The sequence below is a fragment of the Adlercreutzia sp. CNCM I-6215 genome, from assembly GCF_977072315.1.
Window position 1 is genome coordinate 180,785 of sequence record NZ_CDRVMA010000004.1, and the last position, 13,797, is coordinate 194,581.

10 protein-coding genes are annotated in these 13,797 nt (G+C 64.7%); 7 read left to right on the forward strand and 3 right to left on the reverse strand.

Features of this window, described 5'->3' with window-relative positions:
- The first annotated feature begins 49 nt into the window (after positions 1-49).
- The 4 genes from ACW4LP_RS04915 (at position 50) to ACW4LP_RS04930 (ending at position 5,948) form a co-directional block, all read left to right on the forward strand.
- The gene (locus tag ACW4LP_RS04915) at positions 50-679 is read left to right on the forward strand and encodes an MptD family putative ECF transporter S component (RefSeq protein ID WP_302222476.1); all 630 of its coding nucleotides are present in this window, start codon (positions 50-52) and stop codon (positions 677-679) included.
- Between the two features lie 9 nt (positions 680-688).
- Entirely contained in the window at positions 689-2,518 is a 1,830-nt protein-coding gene (locus tag ACW4LP_RS04920) for an ABC transporter ATP-binding protein (RefSeq protein WP_237418796.1), read from the forward strand.
- On the forward strand, positions 2,508-4,241 hold the full coding sequence (locus ACW4LP_RS04925; RefSeq protein WP_161127546.1) for an ABC transporter ATP-binding protein: 1,734 nt from the start codon (positions 2,508-2,510) through the stop codon (positions 4,239-4,241). Before ACW4LP_RS04920 ends, ACW4LP_RS04925 begins: the two co-directional genes overlap by 11 nt.
- A 189-nt stretch (positions 4,242-4,430) precedes the next feature.
- Entirely contained in the window at positions 4,431-5,948 is a 1,518-nt protein-coding gene (locus ACW4LP_RS04930; protein WP_302222478.1) for an IMP dehydrogenase, read from the forward strand.
- A 300-nt stretch (positions 5,949-6,248) separates the two neighbouring features.
- On the opposite strand, the gene ACW4LP_RS04935 is transcribed toward ACW4LP_RS04930, so the two are convergent.
- Positions 6,249-7,130: a LysR substrate-binding domain-containing protein gene (locus ACW4LP_RS04935; protein ID WP_455803534.1), complete on the reverse strand. Its 882-nt coding sequence runs from the start codon at positions 7,128-7,130 to the stop codon at positions 6,249-6,251.
- 211 nt (positions 7,131-7,341) lie between these two features.
- On the opposite strand from ACW4LP_RS04935, the gene ACW4LP_RS04940 reads away from it, so the two are divergent.
- On the forward strand, positions 7,342-8,331 hold the full coding sequence (locus tag ACW4LP_RS04940; RefSeq protein WP_117284265.1) for a TDT family transporter: 990 nt from the start codon (positions 7,342-7,344) through the stop codon (positions 8,329-8,331).
- A gap of 199 nt (positions 8,332-8,530) precedes the next feature.
- On the opposite strand, the gene yihA is transcribed toward ACW4LP_RS04940, so the two are convergent.
- Positions 8,531-9,115 carry a ribosome biogenesis GTP-binding protein YihA/YsxC gene (gene yihA, locus ACW4LP_RS04945; protein ID WP_022740782.1) on the reverse strand — a complete coding sequence of 195 codons (585 nt, stop codon included), beginning with the start codon at positions 9,113-9,115 and terminating at the stop codon, positions 8,531-8,533.
- Positions 9,116-9,198: 83 nt separating this feature from the next.
- Here yihA and ACW4LP_RS04950 point away from each other — a divergent pair, with 83 nt between their 5' ends.
- Positions 9,199-9,432, forward strand: a complete 234-nt coding sequence (locus ACW4LP_RS04950) for a hypothetical protein (protein WP_022740781.1) — start codon at positions 9,199-9,201, stop codon at positions 9,430-9,432.
- Between the two features lie 152 nt (positions 9,433-9,584).
- Positions 9,585-12,158, forward strand: coding sequence for a leucine--tRNA ligase (leuS, locus tag ACW4LP_RS04955; protein ID WP_418380279.1), 2,574 nt, complete (start codon positions 9,585-9,587; stop codon positions 12,156-12,158).
- Between the two features lie 224 nt (positions 12,159-12,382).
- Here leuS and ACW4LP_RS04960 read toward each other — a convergent pair whose 3' ends face one another.
- A complete protein-coding gene (locus tag ACW4LP_RS04960; RefSeq protein ID WP_455803538.1) occupies positions 12,383-13,783 on the reverse strand; it encodes a hybrid sensor histidine kinase/response regulator in 1,401 nt (466 codons plus the stop codon).
- Positions 13,784-13,797: the final 14 nt, after the last annotated feature.

The following is a 13,797-nucleotide window of genomic DNA, read 5'->3' on the forward strand; positions in this document are numbered from 1 at the left end:
GCTCTCTGAATCTCACGGTAACCCATCCCCTCAGGAAAGGATTGAATCTATGGCAACGACAACGGCAAAGACGACGGGCGCGGCACCCCTGGCAGCCTCGGGGCGCCTCACGGCGAAGGACATCGTGCTTCTGGCGGTGTTCGGCGTGGTCACTTTCTTCGTCATGATGGCGGTGGCCATGGTGTGCAGCTTCAGCACCGACATGGCCTGGTGGACCCACGCCATCGGCTCCATCCCGGCCGGCATCGTGTGGACCTACCTCATGGCGCGGGTGCCCAAGCGCGGGGCGGCCTTCATCGCCGGCGCCATCATGGCCCTGCTCGGCTTCGTCATGGGTATGGCCTGGACGGGCCCGGTGGGCATTCTTGTCGGCGCGGCCCTCTGCGAGCTCATTATGATGGCCGGCCGCCGCGCGAAATGGACGGTGGTCGTGGGCTGGGCGGTGCTCGTGCTGTGCTGGTGGTTCGGGCAGATCTCGCTCATCCTGTTCGCCGGCGAGTCCTACGTGCAGATGGTGGTGGACATGGGCATGACGGCCGAGTACGGCCAGGGGCTCGTGAACTGGGTGTACAGCCCCGCCTTCCCGATCTGCGGCTGCGTGACGGCGCTTGGCGCCGCGCTCGGCAGCTGGCTGGGACTGCGCATCTTCCAGAAGCATTTCGCGAAGATCGCGGCCTAAGGGGGAGCGATGGCGACAGAACAGGAGAAGCAGCCCCAGGGCGGCAACGCCGTGATGCAGCTGCTGCGCTTTGCCGGGTCGCGGCGCTGGCTCGCCTTCGCGGGCTCGGCGCTGGCGGCGGTCAACGGCATCCTCACGGTGGTGCCGCTCGTGCTCGTGTGGTTCGTGCTGCGCGACTTCGTGGCGGTAGCACCCCATTTCGAGGAGGCCACCGACGCCACGCTGTGGGCCTGGCTCGCCTTCGGCGCGGCCGTGCTGGGGGCGCTGTGCTACTTCGCCGGCCTCATGCTCACCCACACGGCCGCTTTCCGCGTGGCCGCCAACATGCGCAAGGCGTGCCTGGCCCATGTGGCGAAGGTGCCGTTCGGCTATTTCGACGCGAACGCCTCGGGCCGTCTGCGCCGCATCATCGACGGTTGCGCCGGGCAGACCGAGGACGTTATCGCCCACAAGATGCCCGACTTCATCGCCTCCATAACGGCGCCGGTGGCCTATCTGGTGGCCATGTTTCTGTTCGACTGGGTCATGGGGCTCGTGTGCCTCATCCCCGTGGCGGTCTCCCTGTTCGCCATGTGGTGGATGATGGGGCGCGACGTGCCCGAGGGCGGCCGCTACTTCATGCAGCGCTACCAGGAGGCCTTGAACCGCATGTCCACGGCGGCCACCGAGTACGTGCGCGGCATTCCCGTGGTGAAGGTGTTCCAGCAGACGGTACACTCGTTTCGGGCCTTTCACGCGGCCATCGTCGATTACCGCGATATGGCCACCAACTACGTGAACTTCTGCCGCCTGCCCCAGGTGGTGCAGCTCACAGCCATCAACGGCACCTTCGTGGTACTCGTGCCGGCGGCCATCCTTTTGGCGGCCGGGGCGGGCGACTTCGGCCGCTTTCTCACCGACTTTTTGTTCTACGTCATCTTCTCGGCCTTCACCACCACGGTGATGAGCAAGGTGATGTACTCCTCCGAGGCGCTCATGATGGCCGAGGACTCCATGCGCCGGGTGAGCGAGATCCTGGCCGTGGAGCCCATGGAGGAGATCGCCGAAGGGGCTGCGGCGCATCCGGCGGGCACCGAGGTGGCGCTCGAGAACGTGACCTTCGCCTATCCCGGCGCCGCGCGCCCGGCCCTGCGCGACGTGAGCCTCACAGTGCCGGCGGGCGCCACGGTGGCGCTCGTCGGGCCCTCCGGCGGCGGCAAGAGCACGCTGGCGAGCTTGGTGCCGCGCTTCTGGGACCCGCAGGAGGGCGTAGTCACGGTGGGCGGCGCCGATGTGCGGCGCATTCCCGCCGCCGAGCTTATGGATACCGTGGCCTTCGTGTTCCAGAACGACCGCCTGTTCAAGGGCACCCTGGCCGACAACATCCGCATGGGCCGGCCCGATGCTAGCGACGAGGAGGTGGCCGCGGCGGCCCGGGCGGCCCAGTGCGACGACATCATCGCGAAGTTCCCCGAGGGGCTCGCCACCCGCGTGGGCGCGGACGGCGTGTACCTGTCGGGCGGGGAATGCCAGCGCATCGCGCTCGCCCGCGCCATTTTGAAGGACGCGCCCGTGGTGGTACTCGACGAGGCCACGGCCTTCGCCGACCCTGAGAACGAGGCCCTCATCCAGCAGGCCCTGGGGTGCCTGGCTGCTGGCAAGACCGTGCTCATGATCGCCCACCGGCTGTCCACGGTGGTGGACGCCGACCTCATCGCCGTGGTGGACGACGGCGCCATCGTGGAGGGCGGCACCCACGAGGAGCTGCTGGCCCGCGGCGGCGCCTACGCGCGCCTGTGGAAGAACTACTGCCAGGCCGCCCAATGGAAGATCGAGGGAGGGAGCGCCCATGCTGCGTGATCGTCTGGCCCTGACTGAGGAAGGTGCCCGCTCGCTGCGGAAAGGCGCGCTCGTCTGCGCCTTGGCCAACCTCGTGCTCATGTTCCCCGTCGGGGTGTTCTATCTGGTGACCGGCGAGTTTCTGGCCCATTGGGAGGACGGGGCGGTGCCGCTTCCGACCCTTGGGTCCTACCTGGTGCTCATCGCGGTCGTGCTGGCGGCGGTGTTCGCCACCCAGTACTGGGAGTACCACGCCACCTACAGCGTGGTGTACCAGGAGAGCGCCCACAAGCGCATCGGCCTGGCCGAGCGGCTGCGCGTGCTGCCGCTGTCGTTTTTCGGCAAGCGCGATTTGGCCGACCTCACGACGGTGATCATGAAGGACGCCGCCGACCAGGAGCGCCTGTTCAGCCACACCATGCCCCAGGCCTTCGGTACGGGCATCTCTACGGTGATCGTCGCCGTCATGCTGCTTATCTTCGACTGGCGGCTTGCCTGCGCGTCGCTGTGGCCGGTGCCCGTGGCCCTGTTGATCCTTTTGACGACGAGCCGCGCCCAGACGGCGAAGACCCGGGGCAAGAACGCCGCCGCCCTGGCGCTCGCCGATGACATCCAGGAGTACTTGGAATCGAACCGCGAGGTGCGCGCCTTGAACCGCACGGACGACTTCCTGGGTCGCCTGAACGATGACGTGGACGCCTTCGAGCGGGCGAAGCTGGCCTCGGAGCTGGTGACGGGCACGGCGGTCGTCTGCACGCAGACGCTGCTGCGCCTGGGCATCGTGTCCACCATCCTCGTCGGCACGGCGCTCGTGGCCGCCGGACAGTGCAGCCTGCTCGTGTTCTTCTGCTTCATGCTGGTGGTCACGCGCCTGTACGACCCCATCGGCCTCATTCTGCAGTCGGTGGCCGAGCTCATCGACATGACCCAGTCGCTCGCCCGCATGAAGGCCATCGAGGCCGAGCCGGCGCAGACGGGGGCGCTCGCTTTCAACCCCCAGGGCCACGACATCGTGTTCGACGACGTGACGTTCGCCTACGACGACGGCGAGCCCGTGCTCAGCTCCGTGAGCTTCACGGCCCGGGAAGGGGAGGTCACTGCCCTGGTGGGGCCGTCCGGTTCCGGCAAGTCCACGGCGGCCAAGCTGGCGGCGCGCTTCTGGGATGTGGATGGGGGCACGGTCACCGTGGGCGGCGTGGACGTTTCCGGCATCGACCCGGAGACGCTGCTCACCGATTATACCGAGGTGTTCCAGGACGTGGTGCTGTTCAACGGCACCGTGATGGAGAACATCCGCCTCGGCCGGCGCGACGCCACCGACGAGGAGGTGCTGGCGGCGGCCCGGGCGGCCAACTGCGACGAGTTCGTGCAGAAGATGCCCCAGGGCTACGCCACGCCCATCGGCGAGAACGGCGCCCTGCTCTCCGGCGGCGAGCGCCAGCGCATCTCCATCGCCCGGGCCATTCTGAAAGACGCCCCCATCGTGCTTCTGGACGAGGCCACGGCCTCGCTGGACGTAGAGAACGAGTCGGCGGTGCAGCAGGCGCTCTCCCGGCTGCTCGTGGGCAAGACGGTGCTCGTCATCGCCCACCGCATGCGCACGGTCATGGGCGCCGACCACGTGGTGGTCCTCGCCGAGGGCCGCGTCGCCGAAGACGGTACCCCCGCCGAACTGCTCGCGGCCGGTGGCCTGTTCGCCCGCATGGCCTCCCTCCAAGGCCAATCCGCCGATTGGAAGCTGTAAGAGCGGAGGGGCGCGACGGGCACGACAGAACTCATCCACCCGTCGCGCCCCTAGCCCTTTCTTTCTTCTCTCCCGACCGCTGCCGAAAAAATGGGGCGGGTGTGGGGTGCGTCTGGCGCCGCCCCTTTTCTCGGCCTATAATGAGGCAATTACTCATCTAGGGCACCGAGGGAAAGAAGGAGCGCAGCCGTGGCCTACTATTTCGATGAACCGTCCCGCACATTCAACGAGTACCTGCTGGTTCCGGGCCACACGCCGGCCGACTGCATCCCGGCGCGCGTCAGCCTGAAGACCCCGCTGGTGAAGTACCGCAAGGGCGAGGAGGACTGCCCGCTCACCCTTTCCGTGCCCATGGTGTCGGCCATCATGGCCGCCGTCTCCGACGACAAGATGGCCGTAGCGCTCGCCACCGAGGGCGGCCTGTCGTTCATCTACGGCAACCAGTCCATCGAAGACGAGGCCGCCATGGTGGCCCGCGTAAAGGACTACAAGGCCGGCTTCGTCACTTCCGATGCGAACCTCTCGCCGGACATGACGCTCGAGCAGGTGGTGGCCCTGAAGGAGCAGTACGGGCACTCCACCATGCCCGTCACCGACGACGGCAGCGCCCACGGCAAACTGCTCGGCATCGTGACCGAGCGCGACTACCGGCTCTCCCGCATGTCGCTGGACGAGAAGGTGGCCGACTTCATGACCCCGCGCGAGAAGCTGGTGGTGGCTCCGGACGGCACCACGCTGAAGGCGGCCAACGACATCATCTGGGACCACAAGCTGAACTCGCTGCCCATCGTGGACGGCGACGATCGCCTGGTGGCGCTCGTGTTCCGCAAGGACTACGACTCCCACAAGAGCAACCCCGACGAGATGTTGGACGCCCACAAGCGCTACATGGTGGGCGCGGGCATCAACTCCCGCGACTACGCCGAGCGCGTGCCGGCGCTTGTGGAGGCCGGGGCCGACGTGCTGTGCATCGACAGCTCCGAGGGCTATTCCGATTGGCAGAAGATGACCATCGAGTGGGTGCGCGAGCATTACGGCGACGACGTGAAGATTGGCGCGGGCAACGTGGTGGACGCCGAGGGCTTCCGCTTCCTCGCCGACGCGGGCGCCGACTTCGTGAAGATCGGCATCGGCGGCGGTTCCATCTGCATCACCCGCGAGACCAAGGGCATCGGCCGCGGCCAGGCCACCGCTACCATTGAAGTGGCGAAGGCCCGCGACGAGTACTTCCGCGAGACCGGCATCTACGTGCCCATCTGCTCCGACGGCGGCATCGTGTACGATCATCACATCTCGCTCGCATTGGCCATGGGCGCCGACTTCGTCATGCTGGGCCGCTACTTCGCCCGCTTCGACGAGAGCCCTTCGGCCAAGGTCATGGTGAACGGCACCTACATGAAGGAGTACTGGGGCGAGGGGAGTGCCCGCGCCCGCAACTGGGGCCGCTACGATTTGGGCGGCAAGAAGTCGCTGTCCTTCGAAGAGGGCGTCGATTCATACGTGCCCTACGCCGGCAGCCTGAAGGACAACATGGCCATCACCCTGCTGAAGCTGAAGAGCACCATGTGCAACTGCGGTGCGCTCACGATCCCCGAGTTCCAGGACAAGGCGAAGCTCACGCTGGTGTCCGCCACCTCCATCGTAGAGGGCGGCGCCCACGACGTGCTGCTGAAGGACAAGGCTCCCTACGCGAGCAACACCCGCTAAACCGGCCGGGATCTTGCGCCGCTGTATGCTGTCGCGAGGATGGCGGGGGCGGTGCCGAGGGTCGCGTAAAGAGGCTGTAGCTTCCGAGGCGAGCTTTTCGAGGTTTTCGACATAATCGACCTTATCGAGGGGCTGCGGTATATTGGCAGTCCCTCGATTTTGTTTGTAGGCGATAAAAGATCAACACTATTCGATATGCCAATTGCTGAGATAAAATGATAGGTGTCGAATTCCGAAGAAAACTTGCCAGATTGACGCGGCTTCGAATGATCGGCCTGCGAGCATCGCGCTCCGGCGCCCCTAGGCGCTCAAAGCGGCGAAGAGGTTTTCCATATTCTGCTCGTAGATGCTGTCGCGCAGGTAAATGAAGCTGATGTCGTGAAAGATGCCCGCATCGGAGAGGGGGATAACGCGCAGCGTGCCCTCTTGCACCTCCCGCTGCACGGCGGCCTCGTAAACGAAGGAAATCCCAAGATCGGCCTGGACGAATATCTTGATGATATCGAGGCTTTCCACGACGAAATGATCGGCGAAGGAGGCAGGCGAGAGATTGCGCTGAGCGAGCGCGTGGACAAGCACGTTGCGGCTGCCGCTGCCCTCCTCGCGCAGAATGAGTCGTTCGCCCAAGAGGTCTTCCAGGGTGCGTGGCGTACGCGGGAAGCGATGCTCGGCCGCGCAAATGGGCACCAAACGCTCGGACGAGAAGGGGCGTGAGGCATAGCGGGCCTTGTCGAAGAGCCCTTCCACGAAGGCGCAATCGATGGTTCCCGCGTCGAGGAGCTCCGTCAGGTGCTGGGTTCCGCCCGAGCGCACGGTGATTTGGATGTCGGGTCGGGCGCCCAGACAGCGGGCGAGGGGCCGGGCCACCACGTACTCGCCGGCGGTCAGCGTCATGCCGATGCGCAGCTTGACTGTGGCGCCATGGGCCACCTCCTCGATGCGTTCGTGCAATAGCACGTCGTCGTGGGCCATGGTCGCTAGCCCGTCGCGCAGGACACGTCCCGCCGGCGTCAGCTCCAGCTTTTTGCGATGGTAGGTGAACAGCTTCGCGCCGTACTCGCGCTCCAGGTACGTGATGTGCTGGGAGACGGCCGGCTGGGTGAGCGCCAGCTCCTCGGCGGCTCGGGTGTAGTTCAGAGTGCGGCACACGGTGAGGAACGTCTTTACGCGAAAGTCCTGCATTGCGTCTCCTTCGATGGGTGCGGTGGTTCCTTAGGGACTCGGGTAGCATATCAATAAACTTCTCTAATGGCTACATAATGATATATAAGTTTTCTTTTGGTAAGAAACCGCGCATAATAAAGCCATCCTACTCCTGCGGGTCGTTGCGTTATCTCCGGCGATTCGTGGTCGAGACATTTCCGGCTCCAAAGGCCCCGACGAAAGGTGCTCTATGCGCGACATTATTAAGAAAGTACCCATCCCCACAGCGGGCGTGGCCTTGGGCCTGGCCGCTTTGGGCAACTTGCTTCAACCCTATGCCGAGATCGCCCACATTGCTTGCGGGGCGTTGTCTCTCTTCTTGGTGGCTATGCTCGTCGCCAAGCTGATCATGTTCCCCTCCATGCTTCGCGAGGACATGAAGAACTCCGTTTTCGCAAGTGTTTCTGCCACGTTCTTCATGACGCTGATGCAGCTGGCCGGATACTTGGCTCCCGTGGCTATCGTGCCGGCTTTCGGGCTGTGGTGCTCGGCGGTGGCGGGGCATTTCGTGCTGATGACGTGGTTTACCCTGTACTATATCCGCCGCTTCAAGCTCACCGAGGTCTTTCCTACGTACTTCATTTGCTACGTGGGCATCATCGTGGCGGCTGTAACGTCTCCCGTCTTCGGCGCCGAGGCCTTCGGCCAGGGCATTTTCTGGTTCGGCTTTGCCTGCTACCTCGTGCTGCTCGCCGTGGTGACGATGCGCTACATCAAGCATGAGATCCCCGAAGGCGCTCGCCCGCTGTTCTGCATCTATGCTGCTCCTATGGGTCTGTCGCTGGTGGGATATCTGTCGGTTATGCCTGATCCGAACCTGGTGTTCGTGGCCGTGCTCATGGGCCTCGGCCAGCTGATGCTCATCGGCGTCGTCACCCGGGTGCCGAAGTTCCTCGCCCTGCAGTTCTATCCGAGCTACGCAGCCATGACCTTCCCCTTCGTCATCTCCGCGATGGCGCTCGGCAAGGGCGTGCAGGCTCTCTACGCTGCCGGCTACTCCATTCCGGCGCTCCCGGTGATCGAGGCCCTCATCGCCGTGGAGACGCTGTTCGCCGCCGTGATGGTCGCCTACGTCTTCGTGCACTTCATGAAGTTCTTCTTCGGTACACCGAAGGCGGCCAAGGCCCCGAAGACGCGTCCCGAGGTTCCTGCGGCTCTCACTGTCGAGGTCACCGAATAACGCTTGAACACCTATCGCCTCGCCGGCCCGACGTTCTGCTCTGGCCAACGACGGCCCCTCCTCTCCTCAGCGCCCCGGTCCTCCACTGGGGCGCTCTCCTTTTTGGAGGGAAATCCCGCCATATTTTGCTCCATGGGTGATGAGCTTTCAGCTTGCGGTACGCCTCGGAGCTTGCGACGCGTCTCGGGGCTTGCGGCCCTTATCTCTCGATGGCGCGGTTGATGAGGGCGCGCAGCTCGTCGATGCCGTCGCCCTTCTCCGACGACGTCACCACCATGGGCACGCCACCCGGCAGCTTGAGCGCCTTCTTGATGGCGGCGCGCTGCTTCATCTGCTGCTGCTTCGACAGCTTATCCGCTTTGGTCAGCGCGATGGCGAAGGGCAGCTCGGCGTCCATGAGAAACTGAACCATGTTGCGGTCGAGCGCCGAGGGCTCGTGGCGGATGTCGATGAGCGACACCACGAGTGCGAAGTCACGATCTTGATTGTAGTAGCCCTCGATGAGCTCGCTCCACCGGCCCTTTTCTGCTTTCGACACTTTCGCGTACCCGTAGCCAGGCAGATCCACGAGATCGTGGCCGTCCACATCGTAGAAGTTGATGGTGGCCGTCTTGCCCGGCGTGGACGACACCTTCGCCAGGCCCTTGCGGTACATGAGCTTGTTGAGCAACGACGACTTACCCACGTTCGAGCGTCCCGCAAAGGAAACCTCGGGACCCGTGGATGCTGGCAGTTGCTCCGAGGTGCCGTAAGCGGCTTTAAACGATGCGTTGTGGAAGTTCATGGGTGCTCCTTCGCGGAGGGGGTCGCGGTATTTCGCTATCATGGTACTTGAATTGGACGGTCGAAGGGCGAAGGGGCGCGGAAATGACGGCAAATCATAGGAAAGATGCGCTGGAAGTGGCACACATCACGGGCGTGCAGGGCATTCGCGCCGCCATGGCGCGCTTGGCCGATGAGGAGGCCGACGTACCCCTGCCGGGGGCCGTGCCCGAGGAGGTGCCGCTGGGGCGCCGCACCTGTGCCGTGTGCGCTGCCGACAACGACGGTTCCCGGGAGACCTGCTGGAATTGCGGCGCTTCTCTGCGCCGGGTGCGCTAGGGGCGGAACGTATAGCCGCCGTCTGTCCCGTGAGGGGCGCGGTCGAGCGCTGGCGCCCCTTTTCCAAGAGCGCATCATGGCTATAATGGGGAAATCAACTCGCGGCCGCGGGGAATGCGCGCGGTCGAAAGCCACGTTTTCGAGGGAGTGCCATGAAAGCCTACAACCCCCATGAGATCGAGCCCCGTTTGCAGTTGGCCTGGGAAGAGGCCGGGCTGTACACGGTGCCGGAGAATTCCGATGCGCCCAAGAAGTATGTCCTGGAGATGTTCCCGTATCCCTCCGGCGACATGCACATGGGGCATGCGAGCAACTACACCTACGGCGACGTGGTGGCCCGCTACTCCAAGATGCAGGGCTTCGACGTGCTGCATCCCATGGGCTGGGACGCCTTCGGCCTGCCCGCGGAGAACGCCGCCATCAAGCATCACAGCCATCCGGCCATCTGGACCTACGAGAACATCGAGACCCAGAAGAAGAGCTTCTCCCGCATGGGCTTTTCCTACGACTGGGATCGCAAAGTGGTGGCGTGCGATCCGGAGTACTACCGCTGGGGCCAGTGGATCTTCCTGAAGTTCTGGGAGCGCGGTCTCGTGGAGCGTCGCAACTCGCCGGTGAACTGGTGTCCGAGCTGCGGCACCGTGCTCGCCAACGAGCAGGTCATCGAAGGTCGCTGCTGGCGATGCGACTCCGAGGTGGAGAAGCGCGACCTCACCCAGTGGTACTACAAGATTACCGACTACGCCCAGGAGCTGCTGGACGACCTGGATCAGCTGGAAGGCTGGCCCGAGCGCGTGAAGCAGCAGCAGGCCAACTGGATCGGCCGCTCCGAGGGCGCCAACGTGGACTTCATCCTGTGCGACCGCGACGGCAACGCGCCGGCCGAGCCCACGGAAGACGACATCATCACCGTGTTCACCACGCGCGCCGACACGCTGTTCGGCTGCGGCTTCTTCTTGCTGGCGCCGGAAAGCAAGCTGCTCCGCGGCCTCGTGGAAGGCACCGAATACGAGGCGCCGGTCATGGAGCTGGTTGAGGCAGCCAAGAAGGTGACCGCCGTCCAGCGCGCTCAGGGCGACCATGAGAAGCACGGCGCGTTCACCGGTCGCTACGTGGTGAACCCCATCAACGGCGAGAAGGTGCCCGTGTGGGTGGGCGACTACATCGTGGCCGACTACGGCACCGGCGCCGTCATGGCCGTGCCCTGCGGCGATCAGCGCGACTTCGAGTTCGCCCGCAAGTACGATCTGCCCATCATCCCCATCATCCTGTCTGAGGACGACCCGCTGTACCCGCAGCTCAAGGACGAGCAGGGCCGCGTGGTGACCACGGTGGACTGGCCGGAGGCCTACGCCGCCGAGGGCGTTCTCGTGCAATCCGGTCCCTACACGGGCATGACCGGCGGTAAGCACTCCGAGGGCGAGGCCGCCATCGTGGCCGCGCTGGAAGAAATGGGCCGCGGCAAGCGCACCGTGGAGTTTCGCCTGCGCGACTGGCTTATCAGCCGCCAGCGCTACTGGGGCAACCCCATCCCCGCTATCCACTGCGAGAAGTGCGGCGTGGTGCCCGTGCCCGAGGAAGATCTGCCCGTGCGCCTGCCCGAGGACATCGACCTGGCTGCCGGCGAGACGCTGGCCACCCATGCCGGGTTCGTGAACACCACTTGCCCCGTATGCGGCGGCCCGGCCAAGCGCGAGACCGACACCATGGACACCTTCACGTGCTCCAGCTGGTACTACATGCGCTACACCGACCCGCACAACGTGCACGCGCCCTTCGATCCGGAGAAGACCAACGCCTGGATGCCCGTCGACCAGTACATCGGCGGCATCGAGCACGCCATCCTGCACCTGCTCTACAGCCGCTTCTTTACCAAGGTGCTGCGCGACTGCGGCCTGCTCGACTTCGACGAGCCCTTCACGAACCTGTTGTGCCAGGGCATGGTGCTCGACGCCCACGGCGATGTGATGAGCAAGTCGAAGGGCAACGTGGTCTCGCCGGAGGAGATGATCGCCGAATACGGCGCCGACGCCGTGCGCGCCTACATCTTGTTCTTGGGGCCGCCCGAGAAGGAGAAGCTGTGGAACGAGGACGGCCTGCCGGGCATGTACAAGTTCCTGAACCGTCTGTGGCGCCAGGTGCACGACTTGTGCGGCAAGGCCGGCGACGAGACGCTGTTCGCGCAGAAGCCGGCTGACGAGGCGGCCGTGGCCGCGGCGAAGAAGCTCATTCGTGAGCGCCATCGCGTGGTGGAGAAGGTGTCGGCCGACATCGAGCGCAACAACTTCAACACCGCCATCGCCGCCATCATGGAGCTGTCGAATGCCGCCGGCGAGTACCTGCGTGCGTTCAGCCCCGAGGATCGCGCCGCCTGCGAAGACCATCGCGCGCTCGACGCGGAAGTGGCCGAGGTGCTGGTGAAGCTCGTGGCGCCGTTCACGCCCCATCTGGCCGACGAGCTGTGGCGCGAGGCGCTGGGCCGCGAGGGCTTCGTCTACGACCAGCCGTGGCCGGCATACGATCCCGATCAGGCCCGCGCCGACGAGGTGGAGCTGGCCGTGCAGATCTGCGGCAAGATCAAGGGCCGCGTGACCGTGGCCGCCGACGCTCCGGAGCCCGAGGTGCTCGCCGCCGCCCGCGAGGCCGTGGCCGCCGCCCTGGAGGGCAAGACGGTGAAGAAGGAAGTCTACGTCCCCGGCCGTCTGGTGAACATCGTCGCGGTGTAGCTGCGACTTCTTGTGGGCTGCGGGAGGGCGAACCCGCTCGCAGCCCGCTTGGTGCTTTATCCTGCTGCGAACGCCGTTAAAGGAAATAGCGGAAGGAACGCACAAAAGATAGCCCCACCCCAGCACGCTTGCTGCTGACGTGGGGCTATTTCTTTAACTAACGGCGTTCTCCGCAGGGCGCCCAGAGGTCTGCGAGCGGATTCGCCCTCCCGCAGCGAGCGATGCTAGCTGAGCAGTTCGTCCAAAGCTTCGAAGAGCTTGTCGATTTCGACGGGCTTGGTTAGGTGGCCGTTCATGCCGCTGCGCAGGGCCTTCTGGCGATCCTCTTCAAAGGCGTCCGCGGTCATGGCGAGGATAGGCACTTGCGCTCGGGTCGGATCGTTTAGGCGACGGATGGCCTTGGTGGCCTCGTAGCCGTTCATGACCGGCATCTGCACGTCCATGAGCACCAGCTGGTAGTGCCCCGATGGTGCGTCCATGATCTTCTCCACCGCCTCGCAGCCGTTCACGGCGCATTCCACGGTGAAGCCCTCGTCCTCCAGAAGGGTGATGGCGATCTCGCGGTTCAGGTCGTTGTCGTCCACGAGCAGGATGCGGCTGTGGCGCAGCCGGTGGCTCGGGTCGACGTGCTGGGTCTTGGCCTCTTGGGCCGCTGCGGTCGCGCCCTCGCACGCCAGCTGCAAGGTCAGCTCAACGGTGAACGAGGTGCCCTTGCCCTGGGTGCTCTTCACGGAAATAGTGCCGTGCATCATGTCCTCGAGATTCTTCGTGATGGCCATGCCGAGCCCCGTGCCCTGGATGCCGCTGATGGTGGAGGTGCGCTCGCGCTCGAAGGGGTCGAAGATGTGCTCGACGAATTCGGGGCTCATGCCAATGCCCGTGTCCGACACGGTGAAGCGGTAGCGCCCGTAGCCGACTGGCGCGCCGGGCAGCTCGTCCAGCGTCACCTTGATGAAGCCGCCGGGATTCGTGAACTTCAGGGCGTTGCCCAGCAAGTTCAAGAGAATCTGGTTGATGCGCAGCTTGTCGCAGCGCACCTCGGTGTGGCGGACGCTCTCGGTATTGATGGAGAAGTACAGTTGCCGCGCGCTCGTCTCGGCCTGAATGATGCTGTAGAGATCGTCCAGAAGATCGACGAGGTTGTAGGGCTGCTCATCCAGTGAGACCTTGCCGCTCTCGATGTGGCTCATGTCCAGAATGTCGTTGATGAGGCTCAAGAGATGCGTGCTGGAGGACTTGATCTTGTTCAGGTACTCCTCCACTTTCTCCGGCTGATCGAGGCGGCTGGCAGCCAGAGTGGTGAAGCCCACGATGGCGTTCATGGGCGTGCGGATGTCGTGGGACATGTTCGAGAGGAAGGCGCTCTTGGCGGCGTTGGCCTTGTTGGCCTGGGTCAGTGCCTCTTCCAGCAGGGCCTTCTTCTTCATCTCCTCGCGAGTTTGCACGTCGACGCTGCGCAGGCCCAGCACCATGTTGTGGGCTTGGGGCCAATCGCCGCCGCGCACGACGGTGGCCTGGCAGTACTCCGTAACGTCGCCGTGGTTGATGCGATAGTTCACATGGATACGGCTCTCGTCGGTCAGGCGCGTGATGAGGCTTTCCGCCGAAAGCGCGTCGCGCAGCATGGCCTGGTCCTCTT

Bases quoted from the DNA above. Each gene is read 5' to 3' on its own strand.
- ACW4LP_RS04915 (WP_302222476.1), top strand. From the start codon at position 50: ATGGCAACGACAACGGCAAAGACGACGGGCGCGGCACCCCTGGCAGCC.
- ACW4LP_RS04920 (WP_237418796.1), top strand. From the start codon at position 689: ATGGCGACAGAACAGGAGAAGCAGCCCCAGGGCGGCAACGCCGTGATG.
- ACW4LP_RS04925 (WP_161127546.1), top strand. From the start codon at position 2,508: ATGCTGCGTGATCGTCTGGCCCTGACTGAGGAAGGTGCCCGCTCGCTG.
- ACW4LP_RS04935 (WP_455803534.1), bottom strand. From the start codon at position 7,130: ATGCAGGACTTTCGCGTAAAGACGTTCCTCACCGTGTGCCGCACTCTG.
- ACW4LP_RS04940 (WP_117284265.1), top strand. From the start codon at position 7,342: ATGCGCGACATTATTAAGAAAGTACCCATCCCCACAGCGGGCGTGGCC.
- yihA (WP_022740782.1), bottom strand. From the start codon at position 9,115: ATGAACTTCCACAACGCATCGTTTAAAGCCGCTTACGGCACCTCGGAG.
- ACW4LP_RS04950 (WP_022740781.1), top strand. From the start codon at position 9,199: ATGACGGCAAATCATAGGAAAGATGCGCTGGAAGTGGCACACATCACG.
- leuS (WP_418380279.1), top strand. From the start codon at position 9,585: ATGAAAGCCTACAACCCCCATGAGATCGAGCCCCGTTTGCAGTTGGCC.
- ACW4LP_RS04960 (WP_455803538.1), bottom strand. From the start codon at position 13,783: ATGCTGCGCGACGCGCTTTCGGCGGAAAGCCTCATCACGCGCCTGACC.